15 protein-coding genes are annotated in these 20,675 nt (G+C 64.0%); 9 read left to right on the top strand and 6 right to left on the bottom strand.

All coding sequences use genetic code 11. From position 1 onward, the window contains the following. Positions 1-58: 58 nt before the first annotated feature. Positions 59-2,500, bottom strand: coding sequence for a penicillin-binding protein 1A (locus DRB19_RS09110; RefSeq protein WP_114185731.1), 2,442 nt, complete (start codon positions 2,498-2,500; stop codon positions 59-61). A 148-nt stretch (positions 2,501-2,648) separates the two neighbouring features. After that, the gene (locus DRB19_RS09105) at positions 2,649-3,896 is read right to left on the bottom strand and encodes an N-acetylmuramoyl-L-alanine amidase (RefSeq protein ID WP_114185730.1); all 1,248 of its coding nucleotides are present in this window, start codon (positions 3,894-3,896) and stop codon (positions 2,649-2,651) included. Positions 3,897-4,503: 607 nt separating this feature from the next. Between DRB19_RS09105 and DRB19_RS09100 the strand changes: the two genes are divergently transcribed. Further along, positions 4,504-7,284, top strand: coding sequence for an Rne/Rng family ribonuclease (locus tag DRB19_RS09100; RefSeq protein WP_114185729.1), 2,781 nt, complete (start codon positions 4,504-4,506; stop codon positions 7,282-7,284). A 38-nt stretch (positions 7,285-7,322) separates the two neighbouring features. Here the strand turns inward: DRB19_RS09100 and DRB19_RS09095 are convergent, their stop codons facing one another. Further along, entirely contained in the window at positions 7,323-8,504 is a 1,182-nt protein-coding gene (locus DRB19_RS09095; RefSeq protein ID WP_114185728.1) for a pyridoxal phosphate-dependent aminotransferase, read from the bottom strand. Positions 8,505-8,726: 222 nt separating this feature from the next. On the opposite strand from DRB19_RS09095, the gene DRB19_RS09090 reads away from it, so the two are divergent. From DRB19_RS09090 to aat, 5 genes are all read left to right on the top strand, one after another. Further along, on the top strand, positions 8,727-9,503 hold the full coding sequence (locus tag DRB19_RS09090) for a DsbA family protein (protein WP_114185727.1): 777 nt from the start codon (positions 8,727-8,729) through the stop codon (positions 9,501-9,503). A 203-nt stretch (positions 9,504-9,706) separates the two neighbouring features. Beyond that, positions 9,707-10,174: a type II 3-dehydroquinate dehydratase gene (gene aroQ, locus DRB19_RS09085; RefSeq protein WP_114185726.1), complete on the top strand. Its 468-nt coding sequence runs from the start codon at positions 9,707-9,709 to the stop codon at positions 10,172-10,174. A gap of 26 nt (positions 10,175-10,200) precedes the next feature. Then, entirely contained in the window at positions 10,201-10,677 is a 477-nt protein-coding gene (gene accB, locus DRB19_RS09080; RefSeq protein ID WP_114185725.1) for an acetyl-CoA carboxylase biotin carboxyl carrier protein, read from the top strand. A gap of 5 nt (positions 10,678-10,682) precedes the next feature. Continuing rightward, positions 10,683-12,038: an acetyl-CoA carboxylase biotin carboxylase subunit gene (accC, locus tag DRB19_RS09075; RefSeq protein WP_114185724.1), complete on the top strand. Its 1,356-nt coding sequence runs from the start codon at positions 10,683-10,685 to the stop codon at positions 12,036-12,038. A 21-nt stretch (positions 12,039-12,059) separates the two neighbouring features. Continuing rightward, positions 12,060-12,731 carry a leucyl/phenylalanyl-tRNA--protein transferase gene (gene aat, locus DRB19_RS09070; protein WP_114185723.1) on the top strand — a complete coding sequence of 224 codons (672 nt, stop codon included), beginning with the start codon at positions 12,060-12,062 and terminating at the stop codon, positions 12,729-12,731. 33 nt (positions 12,732-12,764) lie between these two features. On the opposite strand, the gene DRB19_RS09065 is transcribed toward aat, so the two are convergent. Further along, positions 12,765-13,382, bottom strand: coding sequence for a DUF2155 domain-containing protein (locus DRB19_RS09065; RefSeq protein ID WP_114185722.1), 618 nt, complete (start codon positions 13,380-13,382; stop codon positions 12,765-12,767). Between the two features lie 167 nt (positions 13,383-13,549). On the opposite strand from DRB19_RS09065, the gene DRB19_RS09060 reads away from it, so the two are divergent. Beyond that, the gene (locus DRB19_RS09060; RefSeq protein WP_114185721.1) at positions 13,550-14,173 is read left to right on the top strand and encodes a hypothetical protein; all 624 of its coding nucleotides are present in this window, start codon (positions 13,550-13,552) and stop codon (positions 14,171-14,173) included. Positions 14,174-14,554: 381 nt separating this feature from the next. Here DRB19_RS09060 and DRB19_RS09050 read toward each other — a convergent pair whose 3' ends face one another. After that, positions 14,555-14,965 (bottom strand): NADH:ubiquinone oxidoreductase subunit NDUFA12, encoded by a 411-nt coding sequence (locus DRB19_RS09050; protein WP_114185719.1) that lies wholly within the window; start codon positions 14,963-14,965, stop codon positions 14,555-14,557. A gap of 691 nt (positions 14,966-15,656) precedes the next feature. Here DRB19_RS09050 and DRB19_RS09045 point away from each other — a divergent pair. Next, complete coding sequence (locus DRB19_RS09045) at positions 15,657-19,364, top strand: vitamin B12-dependent ribonucleotide reductase (protein ID WP_114185718.1); 3,708 nt, start codon at positions 15,657-15,659, stop codon at positions 19,362-19,364. Positions 19,365-19,834: 470 nt separating this feature from the next. Continuing rightward, a complete protein-coding gene (locus DRB19_RS09040; RefSeq protein ID WP_162815632.1) occupies positions 19,835-20,524 on the top strand; it encodes a KAP family P-loop NTPase fold protein in 690 nt (229 codons plus the stop codon). Here the strand turns inward: DRB19_RS09040 and DRB19_RS09035 are convergent. After that, a partial coding sequence (locus tag DRB19_RS09035; protein WP_162815631.1) for a transposase occupies positions 20,517-20,675 on the bottom strand: 159 nt, incomplete at its 5' end. The genes DRB19_RS09040 and DRB19_RS09035 overlap by 8 nt on opposite strands.

Here is a 20,675-nt window from a genome sequence, read left to right as displayed (position 1 = left end):
GCGGTGGGTCGACGTCTCATGGGTTGAAGGTTTCACCGCATATGGAGCGTACAGGCGGTCAGTACAATCCGTTGGCGCCTGCGCCGACCTGCTGTCTGGGATCGCCCGGATACTCCGCTTGCGGAGCGGATTCGACCTCGACCGGCACGTAGGTATCGGGCGGAGTTGTACCAGGCTTGAAGGCTTCGAGGATCACGTTCCCGCCCTCGCCCGACCCGGCGCGCGTGCCCGAGGAGGCATTCACGCGGATCAGCTTGATGCCTGGCGGCACGCGGAACGGGGTCGCAGGCTTGTCCTTGAGGGCCATCTGCATGAAGTCGCGGAACACCGGAGCCGCGTATTGACCCGCCGTGGCCGCATTGCCGAGGGACTTGGGCTGGTCATAGCCGATGAACACACCCACGGCGAGGTCGGGCGAGAAGCCCACGAACCACACGTCCTTCGCGTCGTTGGTGGTTCCCGTCTTGCCGGCGAGCGGCCTGCCAACCGCTTTCACGGTCTGGGCCGTGCCGCGCTGGACAACGCCCTCGAGGATCGAGGTCATCTGGTAGGCGGTGAGAGGATCGAGCACCTGCTCCCGGTTGTCGGCAAGCTTGGGCGGAGCGCCGCCGTCCCATTTGTCCGAGTCGCAGGAGATGCACTTGCGGTCGTCGTGCCGGTAGATTGTGCGACCCGAGCGGTCCTGGATGTGGTCGATCAGGGTCGGCTTGATGCGCCGCCCGCCATTGGCGAACATCGAATAAGCCGCCGTCATGCGCATGACCGTGGTCTCGCCCGCGCCCAGGGACATGGACAGGAGCGGGAGCATGTCGTCGTAGACGCCGAACCGGCGGGCATATTCCGAGATGGCCGGCATCCCGACCTCGTTGGAAAGCCGGACCGTCATCAGGTTCTTGGAGTGCTCGATCCCGTAACGGAGGGTGCGCAGGCCCGCCGACTTGCCGTCGTAGTTCGACGGAGCCCAGGCGGCCTGGCCCGGTCCCATGTCGAGCACGAACGGCGCATCGAGGATCTGGCTCGACGGGGTATAGCCGTTGTCGAGGGCCGTGGCGTAGACGATCGGCTTGAACGAGGAGCCCGGCTGCCGCATGGCCTGGCTCGCGCGGTTGAACTCGCTCTGGTCGAAGGAGAACCCGCCCACCATGGCGTGGACACGGCCCGTATAGGGGTCCATCGCCACGATGGCGCCCGAGATCTCGGGGATCTGGCGCAGACGGTACTGCCCGGCCTTGCCTTCAAGGGGCTCCACGTACACCACGTCGCCGGGAGAAACGGCCCGCTCGACCGGCCGGCGCGTCCACTTGGCGCCGTCGGCCGTGACAAAGCCGATCTCGCGGTCGCGCACCACCTGCCCGGACGCCTCCCGCTTCGGCTGGAGACCGACACGCGCACGTCCTCCGGAGACCTCCAGCACCACGGCCATCCGCCAGGGCTGAACGTCGCCGAGCATGGGCACCTCGGCCAGGGCCAGACCCCACTCGCGGCCCGTAAGATCGATCTTCTGCTGCGACCCGCGCCATCCACGGGCTTCGTCGAAGCGAACGAGGCCGTCCACGAGGGCCTTGCGGGCCATGGCCTGCATCTTCGGGTCGAGAGTCGCCCTGATCAGGAGGCCGCCCTCGTAGAGCTTCTCCTCGCCATAACGATCGGCGATATCGCGGCGCACGCCCTCAGCGAAGTAGCCGGACGCGATACTGTTGGGCGACACGTTCCGCGGCTTGACGTTGAGCGGCTCCTTCTTGGCCACGTCGCCGTCCTGGCGGGTGGCGTAGCCGTTGGCGACCATGCGGTCGATGACCCAGTTGCGACGCTCGACGGCGGCCTGGCGTTCGCGGAAAGGATGATAGTTGTTGGGTCCCTTGGGCAGGGCCGCGATGTAGGCGGCCTCGGCCAGGGTCAATTCGTGAATCGACTTGCCGAAATAGTCGAGCGCCGCAGCGGCGATGCCGTGCAGGTTGCGCCCAGGCGACAGGGTACCGAGGAAGATCTCGTTCAGGTACAGCTCAAGGATTTTGTCCTTGGAGAAGGTCGATTCGATCCGAAGGGCGATCAGGGCCTCGCGGATCTTGCGCTCGTAGCTCTTCTCGTTGCCCACGAGGAAGTTCTTAGCAACCTGCTGGGTGATCGTCGAAGCGCCCTGCTCCCGCCTGCCGCCGGACCGGACATTGGCCAGAACGGCGCGCACGAGCCCCTCGGGGTCGATGCCCACATGGCGATAGAAGTTCTTGTCCTCGGCCGACAGGAACGCGTCGATGACGAGCTTGGGCGTGGCCTGGATCGGAACGTGAAGGCGGCGCTCGCGCGCATATTCGGCGATGAGGCTGCCGTCCGCCGCATGGACGCGGGTCATCACCGGCGGCTCGTAATTGGCAAGCTGCGCGTGGTCCGGCAGGTCCTTTGAGAAGGCCCAGTATCCATAGGCCAGGCCAACAGCGCCGATCAGGAAGAAAATCGCCCCGATGCTGAAAAGGAAGCCAAAGAATCGTAGGACGAAGCGCATCCGAAGCTATTCCGTTATCGACGCCAAATGGCGCTCTGTTATGCCGATCGGCCCATGCCGATCCCCGTTCGAGGCAAGACGGAGCCTTTCGGCCCGCGCCCCTGTTAACCGAGGAATCGTGCCCCCGCTACGGCTATCCACACCGTATCTATGGTAAAACTGCGGCAGCCCCCTGGCGAGAGAGCCGCGTCGCGAAGAAACGGTCAACGGCGACCGTCATGGCAGAGACCATTTTGCCGCGCCACTGCTCGGACATGAGAAGATCCAAGTCCTGCTTGCTGGACAAATAGCCGAGCTCGACGAGAACCGAGGGCACGTCATGGGCCCGAAGCACCCGGAAGCCCGCCTCCCGGCGGGGATTCTTGTTGAGGCGCGCGATTGTATCGAGCTCTCCGACCAGACGGGTCGCGAACCCATGCGAGAAGGAACGCGTCTCCCGAAGCGTCAGATCCTGGAGAATATCGAGCACGTCGTCCGGGCTATCGCCCGAATCGATGCCGGCCGCGGCGTCCGCCTTGTTTTCCCGGTCGGCAAGCCTGGCGGATTCGGCGTCGGACGCCCGCTCCGACCCGGTATAGACGGTCAATCCGCGCACATCCTGACCGCCGGAAATCGAATCGGCGTGGATCGAGATGAAAAGATCGGCCTTGGCGGATCGCGCGGAGCGTACCCGGTCGCCGAGAGAGATGAAAACATCCTCGTCACGGGTCATCAGCACCCGGTAGCGGCCTTGCCCCTCGAGCTTTTTCTTGAGCTGCTGGGCGAAGGACAGAACAAGATCCTTCTCGATCACGCCCGAATGAGCCGCCGCGCCGGGATCGATGCCGCCGTGGCCCGGATCGATCACGATCACCGGACGCGCATCCTGAGCCTCTTTCGGGGCAGGCTGCTCCGCGGTTGCCCGCGAAGCTCCGGCGCTCTCGGCCGCGGCGCGGCGAAACTCGTCCCGGTCGGCGCGAGACAGCTCGATGACCAGGATGGTTGCCCCGCCTGGTGCGCCAGGCTCCGAATGAATGGCCGATATGGTGGCCGGCTGGGCCAGATCCATCACGACCCGGGAACGGCCTGGCGCGAACAGCCCATAACGGTAGGAGGCAATCAGGCCCTCGCGCTTCCGGCCCAGCTCGGACGGAAGATGGAACGAAACTTCGGGAAGATCGACGATGACGCGGTCTGGGCGCTCCATCAGGTACGCCTGGGCCGTAACCGCTTTGGACAAGGTCACCTTGAATCTAGTCTTTGGCCCGTCGACCTCGACAGCCACCGCCGCCGCAATGGCGAGCGCTTCGGCTTTGCCGGGCTCGGCTCCCACAGCCCACGCGCCATCGCCCCCTGCGAGGAGAAGCAGCGCCGTCAGGAATACCTGCACAAGGCGTATGAAGGGTTTGAGATGCATCGGCCGCCGCTCGGTTCGGTGGTCCCTCCTACCTCATAAGGGGCTCTTGGTTAACGAATCCCTTTGCCAATCGGTCCATTGTTGAGACAGTGTTGCGTCCGAGGCACAGTATCTCAGCATCTTGCCAAATGGCATCAAGGCTCTGTAATGATGCTGAACCCCGTCCGGCATGGCCGAATCTGGCGGCGGATCTTGAGGAGACGGTTGTCTTGACCGATCCTTATGGACCCCCGTCACCCTCGACAGGCTCGCGGACAGGCTCGAACAGCGATGTTTTCATCGCACTTATGCCGATGGCCAGCTCAGTCTGGCGCATCGATTTCGAAAGGCCGTCGTGGAATGGTTGCGCCAGCGAAGTCAGTTCTGACTGTCGTCACAGCACCTTCCGATTCGTGCGATCAGTCGCGCACTCGTTCATACACCGGTCACTCCGGCATGACGTCGGCCCAGTTTAACCCAGCATGCGCCCCAGTGAGGCGCGCTATGGCGATCGTCAGCACTCCGAACGCAAGTTCAGCCCGCCGCCCAATCATGCGGCGCGGCTGCCCGCCCTCCATGCGGCTTCTGCCTCAGGTCCTGCCCTCGATCGCCATGTCGAGAGTTCAACATGGCAAACAAGATGCTCATCGATACCTCACACCCGGAAGAAACCCGGGTCGTGACGGTACGTGGTCAAAAAGTCGAGGAATTCGACTTCGAGTCCGCTAACCGGAAGCAGTTACGCGGAAATATTTACCTCGCGAAGGTCACGCGAGTCGAACCCTCCCTCCAGGCGGCGTTCGTGGAGTATGGCGGGAACCGCCATGGCTTCCTGGCCTTCAGCGAGATCCATCCGGATTACTATCAGATCCCGGTTGCGGACCGTCAGGCCCTGCTCGAAGCCGAGGTCGAGGCTCAGCGTGAAGAGGAGCGCGAGGAAGAGCGCCGCCGCAAGCGCCGCCGCCGCTCTGCGCCGAGGCGGCATCAGACCGATGAGACGGTCTCCTCCGCCGAAGTCATCGCTATCAGCGAGGACGGCGCCTCGTCCGAGGAAGCCCCTTCCCAGGAAGCCTTTCCCCAGGAGGCCGCTCCGGCTCTCGATGGGGACGCACAGAGCAACGCGCCTGCAGAGCAGGGCGAGGTCGAAGCCTCCGACGCTGCGGTGATCGAGGCTGCTCCTGAGCCCGTTGAGGCTCAAGCTTCCGAGCCCGCGAACGAGGGCGAGCCCTCGAATGCGGAAACCGAAGCCGCCGAGTCCGACGCCGCGAAGGCGGATGACGCCGACGAGGAGCATGACGAAGACGATCATGGCGGCGAAGACCATGACGATGAGGACGAAGAAGACGAAGACGAAGACGAGGAGGAAGGCGAGGATCACGAGGGCGAGGACGACCACGAGGAAACCGTCGAGCAGCTCGGCGGTGACGCCCTCGAGGATATCCCGCAGCGCCCTCGCCTGCCGCGCAAGCAGTACAAGATCCAGGAAGTGATCAAGCGCCGGCAGGTCCTTCTCGTCCAGGTGGTCAAGGAAGAGCGCGGCAACAAGGGCGCTGCTCTCACGACCTACCTGTCGCTTGCTGGCCGCTATTCCGTTCTCATGCCCAATACGGGCCGGGGCGGCGGCATTTCCCGCAAGATCACCAATACGGCTGATCGCAAGCGCCTCAAGGAAATCGCGCAGGAGCTCGAGGTTCCGGAAGGGATGGGCATCATCCTGCGCACGGCGGGCGCCTCCCGCACCAAGCCGGAGATCAAGCGCGACTACGAATACCTCATGCGTCTCTGGGAGAGCGTGCGCGAGCTCACCCTCAACTCGGCGGCCCCTGCCCTCGTGTATGAGGAAGGCTCGCTGATCAAGCGGGCTATCCGCGACCTCTACAACAAGGACATCGACGATATCCTCGTGTCCGGCGAGGACGGCTACCGCGAGGCCAAGGACTTCATGCGCATGCTCATGCCGAGCCATGCGAAGATCGTTCAGCCCTACCGCGATCCCCAACCGCTTTTCGCCAAATACGGGGTCGAGGCTCAGCTCGACGCCATGTTCTCGAGTCACGTCACCCTGAAGTCCGGCGGCTATTTGGTCATCAACCCGACCGAAGCCCTGGTTTCCATCGACGTGAACTCGGGCCGCTCGACCCGCGAGCACAACATCGAGGATACGGCGCTCCGCACCAATCTCGAAGCCGCCGAGGAAATCGCCCGGCAGCTCCGCCTGCGCGATCTGGCCGGCCTGATCGTCATCGACTTCATCGACATGGAGGAGAAGCGGAACAACCGCGCCGTCGAGAAGAAGCTGAGCGAGTGCCTGAAGAACGACCGCGCCCGCATCCAGGTCGGCCGCATCTCGCCCTTCGGCCTCCTGGAGATGTCGCGTCAGCGCATCCGCACTGGCGTGCTCGAATCCTCCTCCGTGCCTTGCGCCCATTGCGCCGGCACCGGCTTCGTGCGCTCGACGCCGTCCGTCGCCCTGCACGTGCTGCGCTCGATCGAGGAGACGCTCATCAAAAACGCGGGCTACAACCTCGTCGTCCGGACCCGGATGGAGGCGGCCTTCTACATCCTCAACCAGAAGCGCATCCACCTGCGCGACCTGGAGACCCGCTTCGGCGTTGCGATCTCGATCGTGGCGGACGAGAGCCTGACCGGCACCACCACCTACATCATCGACCGTGGCGAGCCAGCCCTCCGGCTGGAGCATAAATCGGCTGCGACCGGCATCCAGATCGACGCCATCGTGCCGGTCGACGAGCCCGACGAAGCGGATGTCGAGATCGACATCGACACGGACGAAGAAGAGACCGAGGTTGTCGAGGAAGCCGGCGCCCGTGAGGAGCAGGGCGAGGAAAGCGAAGGAAACGGCCGCCGCCGCCGCCGCCGCCGCCGCCGCCGTGGCCGTGATCGCGAGGGCTTTGCCGGAGAGACCCGGGAGGCTCAGGAGGGCGACGCTGCCGAAATGTCGGATGAGGACGAGGAGGAAGGCGAGGACGCCGAGGCCGTGGTCGCATCCGCTGAGGCGCCCGAAGCAGGCGATGCCGAAGCCGAGGAGCGCCAAGCGCGCCGTCGCCGCCGGGGTCGCCGGGGCGGCCGTGGCCGGGGTCGCGAAGAGGCCGCCGAGCTCGGCGGTGTCGAACTCGCAAACGATGAGGACTTCCCCGCTCAGCGCGAAGTAGCCGCCGTCATGGCAGCCGAAGAGCCCGCATCGGCCGCAGCGCCGGAGGCGACTCAGGAGAGCATCATCGCCATGCCGTCAGTTCCTGAACCTGTGGCGGAGAACGTTGCAGAAGTTTCGGAACCCGCCTTGCCCGAGCCGGAGCCCGTCGCCGTCGTGCTGACGCCGCCGGACCCGGATCGTCCCAAGCGCGCCGGCTGGTGGTCCAAGGCCAAGTCCGTTTTGAGCGGATCGTGAGGAACGCCCCGTAAGGCGTTACCCCAGCTCGATAAAATCTATTTCAACCAAGTCGCGAGGCGGGCAACCGCCTCGCGACAATCGTTTTCGGAGCCCGCGAAGGACAGGCGTAGGTAATGCGAGCCTTCGACAGGGTCGAAATCAAGCCCAGGCGTCGCGGCCACCCCCGCTTCCTCCAGCATCCTCTTGGTGAAGCCGATGGAGTCATTGGTGAACCTGGAAATGTCCGCATAGATGTAGAACGCCCCATCGACCGGGTGCATCTCGGTAATGCCGAGACGCGGCAGTTCCTCGAGGAGATAGGCCCGGTTGCGGGCGTAGCCTTCCTTGACGGCCTCCAGCTCCTCGGCGGCGTCGAAGGCCGCCAGCGCGGCCACCTGAGACAGGTAGGGCGGCGAGATGTAGAGGTTCTGGGCCAAGCGCTCGATGGGCCGCACCAGCCGCTCCGGCACCACGATCCAGCCGATCCGCCAGCCGGTCATGCAGTAGTATTTGGAGAACGAGTTGATCACGACCGCGTCGTCGTCGGACGTCAAAGCGGTCGAGGCCGCCTCCCCGTAGGTGAGCCCGTGATAGATCTCGTCCGAGATGAACCACAGGCCGAGACGGCGGCAGGTTGCCCCGAGAGCGGCCAGCACCTGTCGGCCGATCATCGTCCCGGATGGGTTCGCCGGGCTCATGGCCAGGATACCGTGAAGCGGCTTTTCCGCATGCGCCTTCTCGACGGCCTGCGCGGTCATGATCCAGCCATCCGCCTTGGTAAGCGGAATTACGACCGGCTCGAGATCGAGCGCCTCCAGAATATTGCGATAGGCCGGGTAACCCGGAGCCGTGATGGCGACGCGCTGGCCTGGATCGAACAGGCTTAAAAAGGCCAGGACAAAGCCGGCCGAAGAGCCTGTGGTGACGACGACCCGCTCCGGTGCGAGGCTTACCCCATAGACGTCGCGGTAGTGCCAGGCGATGCGCTCCCTGAGGGCTGCGGTGCCAAGCGCTTCCGTATAGCCAATGCGCCCCGTCTCGATGGCCGCCTTCGCGGCCTCGCGGGCAGCGCGGGGCGCGGGCGCCGAAGGCTGGCCCACCTCCATATGGACGACGCTGTCGCCGCGCCTTTCTTTTGCCGCGGCGGCGCTCAACACATCCATGGCCAAGAAGGACGAGACCCGGTCCATGCGGCGGGCGACGGCGGGAAGAGGGAGGCTGGAGGATGATTTTGTCATGGCAGGGCTCGTAGCCTCTCGCGGGCCTCGCCTCAAGAACCTTACCGACGCCAACGAACCCGTGAATTGACGCCTGCCCGGCAATTTCGCTAACTCGCCCCGGACATGCTAGGATCGTGGGCAGCCAAGCTCCACGACATCGACAGGACGCGAGAGGCGCTCGGACAGAGCTGCCTCCCGGAGGCCGGGAAGCCCCCGTCCCAAGTTTCATAAAGGACCCACATGCGTTTTTCGTTTCTCAAATCCTGTCAGGCCGCGGCCCTCATGGGCGCTCTTGTGTTCGCCCCAGCGGCCATCGCGCAGAGCCCGGTCTTCAACGATCAGCAGCGCCAAGCCATCGGCGAGGTCGTGAAGGACTACCTGTTGAAGAATCCCGAGGTTCTGACGGAAGTCATCGCAGAGCTCGAGAAACGCCAGGCGGAAGCGCAGCGCGTCGCCCAGTCCGGGGCCCTCAAGGAGACGCGGCAGACCCTGCTCAACGCGCCCCACTCCTATGTGGCCGGCAACCCGTCCGGCGACGTCACCCTGGTGGAGTTCTTCGACTACAATTGCGGGTACTGCAAGAAGGCTTTGGCCGATGTGCAGTCCCTGGTCAAAAGCGATTCCAAGCTGCGCGTGGTCCTCAAGGACTTCCCGGTTCTCGGGCCGGATTCCGTCGAGGCGAGCCGGGTGGCGCTCGCCGCCAGGAAGCAGCTTCAGGGCGAAAAGCTCTTCGACTACCACATGAAGGTCATGGATAGCCGCGGTCGGGTCAACGGCGAGCGCGCCCTTGCGGTCGCCAAGGAGCTGGGCCTCGACGTGGCCCGCCTCCAGAAGGACATGGAGAGCCCGGAGGTGCGAGGCGCCCTCCAGGAAAACATGGGGCTCGGCGACAAGCTCGGCCTGACCGGCACTCCGGCCTTCATCATCGGCGACGAGATCATCCCCGGGGCAGTGGGCGTTGAGCCCCTGAAGCAGGTCGTCGCCAATGTCCGCCAATGCGGTAAGGCAAGCTGCTGACAGCCCTGATCGGTACGGCGCCCGTCGCCTGAAACGAAGCGTTTTACGGGCCGCAACCGGCACGTTTGAAGGCCCTCACCTAACGGCAGCGGGAAGCCCGGCTTTGGAAAGCCTTGGTTTTCCCCTTTCCGTCCGGTCGCCTTTTGGCTAAGAGGGCCTTTCGGCTCCGTTTCCACGGAGCTTTCCGGAACGCTCCTTTCGCAATGATCACCGTCCACGTCCTCAACGGACCGAACCTCAACCTGCTCGGGCAGCGAGAATCCACGGTCTACGGCAGCACCACGCTTGTCGAGATCGAACGGCTCGTGCGCGAGAAGGCAGGAAGCATGGGCGCGGCCATCACCTTCCGCCAGTCGAACCACGAAGGACATCTGGTCGACTGGATTCAGGAGGCAGGAGCTCAAGGGGCGGGCGTCGTCATGAATGCCGGCGCCTATACCCACACCTCGATTGCTCTCAGGGACGCTATCGCCGGAAGCGGCGTCCCGACGGTCGAGGTGCATCTATCGAATGTTCATTCCCGCGAGGGCTTTCGTCATCGCTCGCTCATTGCCCCCGTGTCCCTCGGCGTGATCTGTGGTTTCGGGCCCATGAGCTACCTTCTCGGCCTGGATGCGGTCCATCGCGCGATGGTCGAGCGGGCAAAGCAAACGAATCCCTCCAAACACTAGTTCCTCAAGAATAAGAGGTGAGCCCCATGGCCAAGGATACCCCTTTCGATCCCGATCTCGTGCGTGAGCTGGCGACCCTGATCGCCGACACCGATCTCACGGAGATCGAAGTGGAGAAAGGCGACCTTCGCATCCGCGTCGCCCGGACCGTAACGGCGACCGTGACGGTTCCCGTTTCGGCCCCTGCCGCCGCAGCCCCCGCCCCTGTCGTTGCGCCGCCGCCGGCGGTCTCGGAGGCCGCAGCCGGCGCGAAGGCTGCCGGAACCCATCCCGGCACGGTTCTGTCGCCGATGGTGGGCACCGCTTACCGCAAGCCGTCGCCGGACGCGAAATCCTTCGTGGAGATCGGCTCCAAGGTTCAGGCCGGCGAAAAGGTGCTGCTGGTCGAGGCCATGAAGACCTTCAACGAGATCGTGGCTCCCCGCGCTGGAACCGTAACGGCCATCTTTGTCGAGGACGGAACGCCGGTCGAGTACGGCGAACCCTTGCTTGTCATCGAGTGATCGCGATGTTCGACAAGATCCTCATCGCCAACCGAGGCGAGATCGCCCTTCGCATCCTGCGCGCCGCCAAGGAGCTCGGGATCGCCACCGTCGCGGTGCATTCGACCGCCGACGCGGACGCCATGCACGTGCGCCTCGCTGACGAGAGCGTCTGCATCGGCCCACCTGCCGCCCGCGACAGCTATCTCAACATCCCGGCCCTCATCGCCGCCTGCGAGATCACCGGCGCGGATGCGATTCATCCGGGCTACGGCTTCCTGTCAGAAAACGCCCGCTTCGCTGAAGTCCTCGAGCATCACCGCATCGCGTTCATCGGCCCCAAGGCCGAGCATATCCGCATCATGGGCGACAAGATCGAGGCGAAGCGCACCGCAAAGCGCCTCGGCATCCCTTGCGTTCCGGGTTCGGAGGGCGGCGTGACTGACGAGGGCGAAGCCAAGCGCATCGCCCGCGACATCGGCTACCCGGTCATCATCAAGGCCGCTGCCGGCGGCGGCGGACGCGGCATGAAGGTGGCGCGCACGGAGGACGACCTCGTCCACGCGCTCCAGACCGCCCGGACGGAGGCCAAGGCCGCCTTCGGCGACGACGCCGTCTATATCGAGAAGTACCTCGAGAAGCCCCGGCATATCGAGATCCAGGTCCTGGGCGACGGCAAGGGCAACGCCATCCATCTCGGCGAGCGTGACTGCTCGCTCCAGCGCCGCCACCAGAAGGTCTGGGAAGAAGGCCCCTCGCCCGCCCTCAACGTCGAGATGCGCGAGCGGATCGGCGGGGTCGTCGCCAGGGCCATGCAGGAGCTGCAATATGCCGGCGCCGGCACCATCGAGTTCCTCTACGAGGACGGCGAGTTCTACTTCATCGAGATGAACACCCGCATCCAGGTGGAGCATCCGGTGACCGAGATGATCACCGGCATCGACCTGGTGAACGAGCAGATCCGCGTCGCAGCGGGCGCGCCGCTCTCCGTGCAGCAGAGCGACATCAAGATCGACGGGCATGCCATTGAGTGCCGCGTGAATGCGGAGCATCCCTCCACCTTCCGCCCATCCCCCGGCACGATCAGCTACTTCCATCCCCCGGGCGGCCTCGGAGTGCGGGTGGATTCGGCCGCCTACCAGGGCTACCGCATCCCACCCCATTACGACTCGCTCGTCGCAAAGCTTATCGTGCACGGACGGACCCGCAACGAGTGCCTCATGCGCCTGCGCCGGGCCCTCGACGAGTTCGTCGTGGACGGGATCGAGACCACCCTGCCCCTGTTCCGCACCCTCGTGCGCAACCCGGAGATTCAGAACGGCCAGTACGACATTCACTGGCTCGAGAATTTCCTGAAGACGGGTGGCATTGAGGAAGCTTAAAGCCGTGCTACCTATAGGGGAATGAGGGCAGACCAGATCGACATCACGCCTGAGATCCTGCTCAAGGCCTATGCTGCCGGCATCTTTCCCATGGCGGAAGATGCGAATGATCCGTCCTTGTTCTGGGTCGAGCCGCGCGAGAGGGGCATCATTCCTCTCGACAGCTTCCATGTGGGGAAGCGCCTCGCGCGCACGGTGCGCTCCGACCTTTTCGAGGTTCGGGTAGACGAGGATTTCGACGGCGTGATCGCCGGGTGCGCCATGCCCGGCTTCGACCGCGAGAAAACCTGGATCAGCCGCCGGATCAAGACCCTCTACGGTCAGCTCTTCGACGCCGGTTACTGCCATACGGTCGAAGTCTATCAGGGCGGGCGTCTGGTCGGCGGGCTCTATGGCGTGCGCCTGCGGGGCGCGTTCTTCGGCGAGAGCATGTTCCATACCGAGCGCGACGCCTCGAAGGTCGCCCTGGTTCATCTCGTGGCGCGCCTGCGTCGCGGCGGTTTTACGCTTCTCGACACGCAGTTCGTGACCCCTCACCTGGCCCAGTTCGGCGCGATCGAGGTTTCCAGGCGGAACTACAAGCAGATGCTGAGAGCCTCCATGGACCATGAAGGCGACTGGTATGTCTGGCCGCGGGAAACCACGGTGACAGGCGAGCAGGTAATGGCCGCCCTTACACCAGCCACAGCCTAGAGCCCTTCGGCGCTCAGCCGCGAACGGCCGCCGCTATCGATCGTTGGTGCGGTCGTTGTTGATGATCGGCGCCGTCTGCCTCTGGGGAGCGGCGCGGCGCGCTGGCTGCTGCTGAAGGGGCGCGGTTTCGATCGGAGGCGGCGGCGGCGCGGCCTGAGCCCCCGTGGGGCTGATGATGCTGCCCGGCTGCGCAGGGCCTCCCGGACGCTGGGCTGCATCCTGCACCGGAGGCGGCTCCTCGATCACTTCCTTGGGTTCGGCGATGACCTCCGTGCCGCCTTTGCAGTCCACCAGCCAGATATCGTAGACCGGGTGCTCGAGCCCGTGCAGGCCAGGGCTTGCGGCAAACATCCAACCGGAGAAAACCCGGTTGTTCTTGCCCTGCTGACCGACCTCCTCGACCTCCACGAACGACGTCGTGTTCGGGCTTTCCGTCGCCGGCTTGGTGAAGCAGACGCGCGCGCGCATCTGAAGGGCGCCGAACTGGACGGTTTCATCCACCGCGACCTCGAACGACACGATGCGGCCGGTGATCTTGTCGAGGCCTGAAAAGACCGCGGTGGGATTCTTGATCCTGTCCGCCTGAGCCGCTCCAACGCCGCCGATGAAAGATGCTAGCACCAAGGCGGCTCGTGTCCATCCGAAATTCATATCGCTCGTCCACGCCCTATCGGTTTGGCCAGACATGGCCGTCTTCGCGTCCTGGCAACGCGATAACACGCGAACCATGTTGGAAAAAGGGCAAGACGAACAAGCGTAGCCTTTCACGGGTGATAAAAATGCGCTCTCCTGGTGGCCTGCGCCATGCGAGGACGTTCATGACGGAAGCCCTGTCCAAGATCGATTCCATGCGCCGGGCCATGGGGTTCCTCAGCATCGAGGAGACTTTGATCCTGGCGGGCGGAAGCATCAGGATGCCGGATCCCGCCTCGGTTCTCATCTCGCCCGGAGTGGCCCTGGCTGAGGACGTGATCCTGTGGCCTAACGTCATCCTTGAAGCCTCGAATGGCGGACGCTTGAGCATCGGAGCCGGAACCATCCTGTTCCCGGGCGTGCGGATCGTCGCTTCGGGCGCAGACGTGATGGTGGGATCGGGCGTCGAGATCGGGGAGGAAGGCGGGTTTACCGTCAAGGCAGAGGCCGGTTCGCGAATCGAGATCGGCGACGAGGCACGGCTTCTAGGTGGCGGATCCCTTTCCTCATCGAACCGGATCGGTCGGGGCGCTCAGATCCTCGGCCCCATCCGGTGCCAGAACTGCCGGCTGGGGGACGGCGGCTCCCACCGGCATCCGGAGCCCGACGAACGCGGAGCCGTTCTGAAAGGCGCTGGCGTCGCGCGCGGCATCGAGCTTGATCAAGGGCAGGTCATCCAAGCCTTCGGCCTGTTCGCCGACGGCGCGGTCCGGTTTCAATCCTATTTCCACCCGAAGGCTGGTCGCTGATCCCATGGCAGGGCTGGATCGACCACAGGGAGCAGGTTCCCTCGAACGTCTAGTGCCCCGGCGAGTTGCAGGCGCACGCGCGGCCTTTCATCGGCGAAGGATCTCGCGCGTTTCCTGAACGATCGCTCTTAAGACCGGTTTCTTCCGAATGGATCTGGCGCCGGCTCCGTCATGGGCGTCCCGTCCTTCTCCCGGCGGATGAAGTGAGCCACGGAGCAGGTGTGCGAACACAGGAGGCCCCGGTCCGACCAGTAGGCGGGACCGTTCTGCACCTGGCCTGCGTGGTAGGTAAAATCGGGGTGTCCGTAGGCCAGACCGCATTCGACGCAGGTCCGCTTTTGCGGTCTGTTCAGCATGGAGTCGTGCGAGACGCTTCGCGCCTCACTCCCCTGGCGACCACGGCACGTAATCGCCAGTCGCAGCCGGACGACGGCCTTCCGACAACTGCGAGCCGGATGGGCGATAGGCCTCGGTTGTCCCGGTCGTGTTGGGAACGTACGGCCTTTCCCACGGATGCGGTATATAGGTCTCCTCGCTCGGAGCCAGTTCCGCATTATGGGTGAGCCAGGCGCGCCAGCCAGGCGGAACCTTGGAGGCGTCGGCCTCGCCATTGTAGATGACCCAGCGACGCTCGGAACCCACATTCGGGTCAACGCGATGCCCTTGAGCCCGGTAGTAGTTGTTGCCGAACTCGTCGGAGCCGACGAACTGGCCCTGACGCCAGGTGTAGAATCGGGTGCCGAGGGTCTGGCCGTTCCACCAAGTGAAGAACTGCGTCAAAAACTGTTTCATCGATGCTGCCGCTGCGGGGGTTCTCGAAAGTTGCGCGGAATATGGCTTCCCGCCTGTCCGAAGTCCAGTCTCGCGATGCAAGTGATTCCGTCTGATTCCCTCATGCCTCAGCGTAAGGCGTCAGGGGGACGTTTTTCCCATGTTTTCCTCGCTTTCACGTGTGCGACTCCGCATCCGCCGCAACGTCAAGACCAGTTCCGCCGATTGGAGCCGGCTCGACAAATTTGTCAGCCACTAGTGGCACCGAAGCCTCGAATCTTAGCCGGACAAGCTTGGCCGCTGCAAAAAGTCGAAATGGATTCTGAAAGGAGTCTCCGAGGCTTAGCTGGAGGGGTCGTGGTTATCCACAATTCTCACAGCCACACACAACATCTAGTTCGGAACAACGCCGCCTGACACTAGTTCTTGACGTAGGGCTTACAACGCGACTAGCTTGGCCAGGTGCCGATCCGAGACCGGCGGCCGGTTTGAAAAGGCCGGTTGAGTACCTCCAAGGGACTTGCGTTTGAGCCACGCGGCAAGATTGCGCCGCGGGCTTCATGGCGTCCGAGGAGGCAGCCGAAACTCGGACGAGTCGCGTAGGCGATCTTAAGAAACGGATCGCGAGGCGTGTCGAACAATGTGGGCTGGGGCGCTGCGAGGCAACAATCGCGGCAGGGGGCTTGTTGTCCCGAGTTAAAGGAATAGACCGATGCGGATTGAGCGGCGTTACACCAAGTCAGGGCAGTCGCCCTACTCCTCTCTGGGTTTCCGGCTCGCCACCAGCGAGATCCGCAATCCGGACGGGTCGGTGGTCTTCAAGCTTGAGAACATCGAAGTGCCGGAGACCTGGAGCCAGGTGGCTTCCGACGTTCTGGCCCAGAAGTATTTCCGCAAGGCGGGCGTGCCCGCGCGCCTGAAGAAGGTCGAGGAGAACGACGTTCCCTCCTGGCTGTGGCGCTCCGTGCCCGACGACGCGGCGCTCGGTGAGCTGCCCGAGGATCAGCGCTTCGGCTCCGAGATGACCTCCAAGCAGGTCTTCGACCGGCTCGCCGGCTGCTGGACCTATTGGGGCTGGAAGGGCGGCTATTTCTCGTCCGAGGAAGACGCGCAGGCGTTCTTCGACGAGCTGCGCTTCATGCTGGCCAACCAGATGGTCGCGCCGAACTCGCCGCAATGGTTCAACACCGGCCTACACTGGGCCTACGGCATCGACGGGCCGAGCCAGGGCCACTTCTACGTGGACTACAAGACCGGCAAGCTCACCAAGTCCAAGTCCGCCTACGAGCATCCGCAGCCCCATGCCTGCTTCATCCAGGGCGTCGAGGACGATCTGGTGAACGAGGGCGGCATCATGGACCTGTGGGTCCGCGAGGCGCGCCTGTTCAAGTACGGCTCCGGCACCGGCTCCAACTTCTCCAAGCTGCGCGGCGAGGGCGAAAAGCTCTCCGGCGGCGGCCGCTCGTCCGGCCTCATGTCGTTCCTCAAGATCGGCGACCGCGCCGCCGGCGCCATCAAGTCGGGCGGCACCACGCGCCGCGCCGCCAAGATGGTGGTGGTCGATGTCGATCATCCGGATATCGAATCCTACATCGACTGGAAGGTGAAGGAGGAGCAGAAGGTCGCCGCGCTCGTGACCGGCTCCAAGCTCGGCAACAAGCACCTCAAGGCCATCATGAAGGCCTGCGTGAACTGCGAGGCCGAGGGCGACGCCTGCTTCGATCCGGAGAAAAACCCGGCCCTGAAGAAAGAGATCAAGATGGCCCGCCGGGTCATGATCCCGGACAACTACATCAAGCGCGTCATCCAGTTCGCGCGTCAGGGCTACACGGATATCGACTTCCCGATCTACGACACCGATTGGGATTCGGACGCCTACCTCACGGTCTCCGGCCAGAACTCCAACAACTCGGTCTCGCTCACCGACGACTTTTTGCGCGCGGTGGAGAACGATGCCGACTGGCACCTCAAGGCCCGCAAGGACGGCAAGGTTCTCAAGACCCTGAAGGCCCGCGACCTGTGGGAGCAGATCGGCCACGCCGCTTGGGCGTCGGCGGATCCCGGCCTGCACTTCAACACCACCATGAACGACTGGCACACCAGCCCCGCCGGTGGCCGCATCCGGGCGTCGAACCCCTGCTCGGAATACATGTTCCTGGACGACACCGCCTGCAACCTGGCTTCCGCCAACCTGCTGCAGTTCTATGACCGCGCCACCAAGACCTTCGACGCGGACTCTTTCGAGCATGCCTGCCGCCTCTGGACGGTGGTGCTCGAAATCTCCGTCATGATGGCGCAGTTCCCGTCCAAGGAGATCGCGCAGCTCTCCTACGAGTACCGCACCCTCGGCCTCGGCTACGCCAATATCGGCGGCCTGCTCATGACCATGGGCCTGCCTTACGACTCCGATGCCGGCCGCGCGCTCGGCGGCGCTCTCACGGCCATCATGACCGGCGTGTCCTATGCGACCTCCGCCGAGATGGCGGGCGAGCTCGGGCCGTTCCCGAACTACAAGGCCAACGCGAAGCACATGCTGCGCGTGATCCGCAACCATCGCCGCGCGGCGCACGGTGTGGCGGAAGGCTATGAGGGCCTGTCCAACAACCCGGTTCCGCTCGATCACGCCTCCTGCCCCGACCAGAGCCTCGTGGCGCACGCCAAGCGGGCCTGGGACCAGGCGCTGGAGCTGGGCGAGCAGCACGGCTACCGCAACGCGCAGGCCACCGTCATCGCGCCCACCGGCACCATTGGCCTCGTGATGGATTGCGACACCACCGGCATCGAGCCCGACTTCGCCCTGGTGAAGTTCAAGAAGCTCGCGGGCGGCGGCTATTGGAAGATCATCAACCGCGCCGTGCCGGATGCCCTGCGCGTCCTCGGCTACCGCGAATCCGAGATCGCCGAGATCGAGGCCTATGCGGTGGGCCACGGCTCCATGAAGCAGGCTCCCGCCGTCAACCCGGGCTCCCTGCGCACGAAGGGCTTCACGGACGAGAAGATCGACTCGATTGAGAAAGGCCTGAAATCGGCCTTCGACATCAAGTTCGTGTTCAACAAGTGGACCGTGGGCGAGGACTTCCTGGTCAACACCCTGAAGGTCCCGGCGGAAAAGCTCAGCGATCTGTCCTTTGACCTGCTGCAGTTCCTCGGCTACTCGAAGGCCGACATCGAGGCCGCCAACATCCACATCTGCGGCGCGATGACCCTGGAAGGCGCGCCGTTCCTGAAGCCCGAGCACTACGCGGTGTTCGATTGCGCCAATCCCTGCGGCAAGATCGGCAAGCGCTATCTCTCGGTGGAAAGCCACATCCGCATGATGGCGGCGGCGCAGCCCTTCATCTCGGGGGCGATCTCCAAGACCATCAACATGCCCAACGACGCCACCGTCGAGGATTGCAAGAACGCCTACATGCTCTCGTGGAAGCTGGCGCTGAAGGCCAACGCCCTCTACCGCGACGGCTCCAAGCTCTCGCAGCCGCTCAACTCCGCCCTCATCGCCGATGAGGAGGACGACGCGGAGGACGCGGTGGAAGCGCTCACCGCCCTGCCCGCCGCCGCGAAAGCCGCGAACCTGTCGGAGAAGATCGTCGAGAAGATCGTGGAGCGCGTCGTCGCCATCCGCGACCGGGAGAAGATGCCCGACCGCCGCAAGGGCTACACCCAAAAGGCCGTGGTCGGCGGACACAAGGTGTACCTGCGCACCGGCGAGTACGACGACGGACGCCTCGGCGAGATCTTCATCGACATGCACAAGGAAGGCGCGGCCTTCCGGGCGATGATGAACAACTTCGCCATCGCGATCTCGCTCGGCCTGCAATACGGCGTGCCGCTGGAGGAATACGTGGAGGCCTTCACCTTCACGCGCTTCGAACCTGCGGGCTTCGTCCAGGGCAACGAGCGCATCAAGAGCGCGACGTCGATCCTCGACTACGTGTTCCGGGAGCTTGCGGTCTCCTATCTCGCCCGCAACGACCTCGCCCATGTGGACCCGTCGGAAGCCGGCCCCACCACCATCGGCTCGGGCGAAGCCCAGTCGAAGGCCCCGGAGCCCGCCCCCGCCACCGCCGTCGTGTCCCGCGGCTTCACCCGCGGCAACTCCGACCGCCTCATGCTGATCCCCGGCGGCGGCGGAAGCACGGGCGGCGGACAACGCACCGGCACCACCGGCCTCACCATGGGGGCGACCGCCCTCAAGGGCGAACTCGCGCAGTCCGCTCCGGCCGAGCAGCAGGTCGGCGAAGCCGAAATGTCCAAGCTCGCCTTCTCGCCCGCCGCCCCGTCCATCGCGGACAAGCGCGCCGAGGCCAAGATGAAGGGCTATGTGGGCGAATCCTGCCCCGAATGCGCGAACTTCACGCTGGTGCGGAATGGGACATGCTTGAAGTGCGATACGTGCGGATCGACAACCGGGTGCAGCTGAGTATGCCGACCGTGGTTGTTGAGTGTGAAGACGGGCTGAGTTTGGCACCTCAGCCCGTAAAGTGGCAGCGCAGCGCGAAAAGTTTGTCACCTCGCTCTCGATCTAACTGAACTCCTTATTGAGCTGGCGATGGGTCAGATCCTCTCAGGACCTCGACCACAACGAGGTCAGACCGAGGGTTCAGCAGTGCACATAGGCAGGTGCACTGAATGCCAGGCCTGAGGGAGTACAACTGAGACGAAGCGTTCCGCGTTGAGACCAGTGTGGCTGAAGTGTGAGGCGATGTTCTTCCGCAATTGAGGTTCGCCTTCCGCAAATCGGACTTGAGAACGCGGCATAAAGTCCTAGTATAATGCAATACCTAGCGGGCGGCCCTGATTGGGCCGCCCGTCTGGTAATCCGAACAAACCATGAATCTTGAGCATAGCTTGGCGACCTGCCGACGTCTGTGCCGTATCCGGGGGGATCCCATGTCGAGCAGTGGTGCCGTGGAGGCCGCACTCGTGGTCGTGCCTGATCATGAGACTGTGGTCGATCTGCTCTACTTTGAGGCCATCGCACAGACGGTGGTGCGCCTCATCGAAGCCACGCCAAATAAAGCTCTTACCGTTGGCGTTCATGGCGACTGGGGCGCTGGGAAGTCGAGCGTCCTTCGGATGGCTGAAGCACAGCTCAAGAAGCAATCCGGTGTGCTGTGCCTGCATTTCGACGGCTGGCGGTTCCAAGGCTTTGACGACGCCAAGACGGCCCTTTTGGAAACCATCGTCGAGGAGCTACGGGACTCGGAAACTTACGGGTCGAAGATCAAGAAGGGCGCAACAAAGCTGCTGAAGCGCGTCCGCTGGATGAAGGTTGCTCGCCGTGGCGCGCAATTGGCCTGGAATTTCGGCGCGGGACTGCCCAGTCCGGACCAAGTGACCGAGGTGCTCGGCAAGCTCTCGGACCTTGTTTCCAGTCCAGGCGACTTGGTCGACGTTGAGAAGCTGAAGGAGACGGTCGAAGAAGCGAAGGGTTTCCTCGACGACCCTGAGGAGGAGAAGGAAACCGCGGTCACTCACATCCGCGCTTTCCAGAAGGAGTTTGAGAGTCTCCTCAAGGAAGCTGGGATCAAGAAGCTCGTGGTCCTCATCGATGACCTAGGCTCAGGACTCGTTAATTGAGGTAGAAGGCGACGGCCGCTGCGATGCAGATGGCCGAGAAGAAGGTGTGGGCGCAGCGGTCATAGCGGGTTGCAATCCGGCGCCAGTCCTTGAGCTTGGCGAACATGTTCTCAACCTTGTGCCGTTGCCGATACAGCGTCTTGTCATAGGC

Origin of the sequence: Microvirga aerophila (assembly GCF_003332305.1) — a bacterium.
Taxonomy (GTDB): Bacteria; Pseudomonadota; Alphaproteobacteria; order Rhizobiales; family Beijerinckiaceae; genus Microvirga; species Microvirga aerophila.
This window is presented reverse-complemented; position numbering and strand designations above follow the sequence as displayed.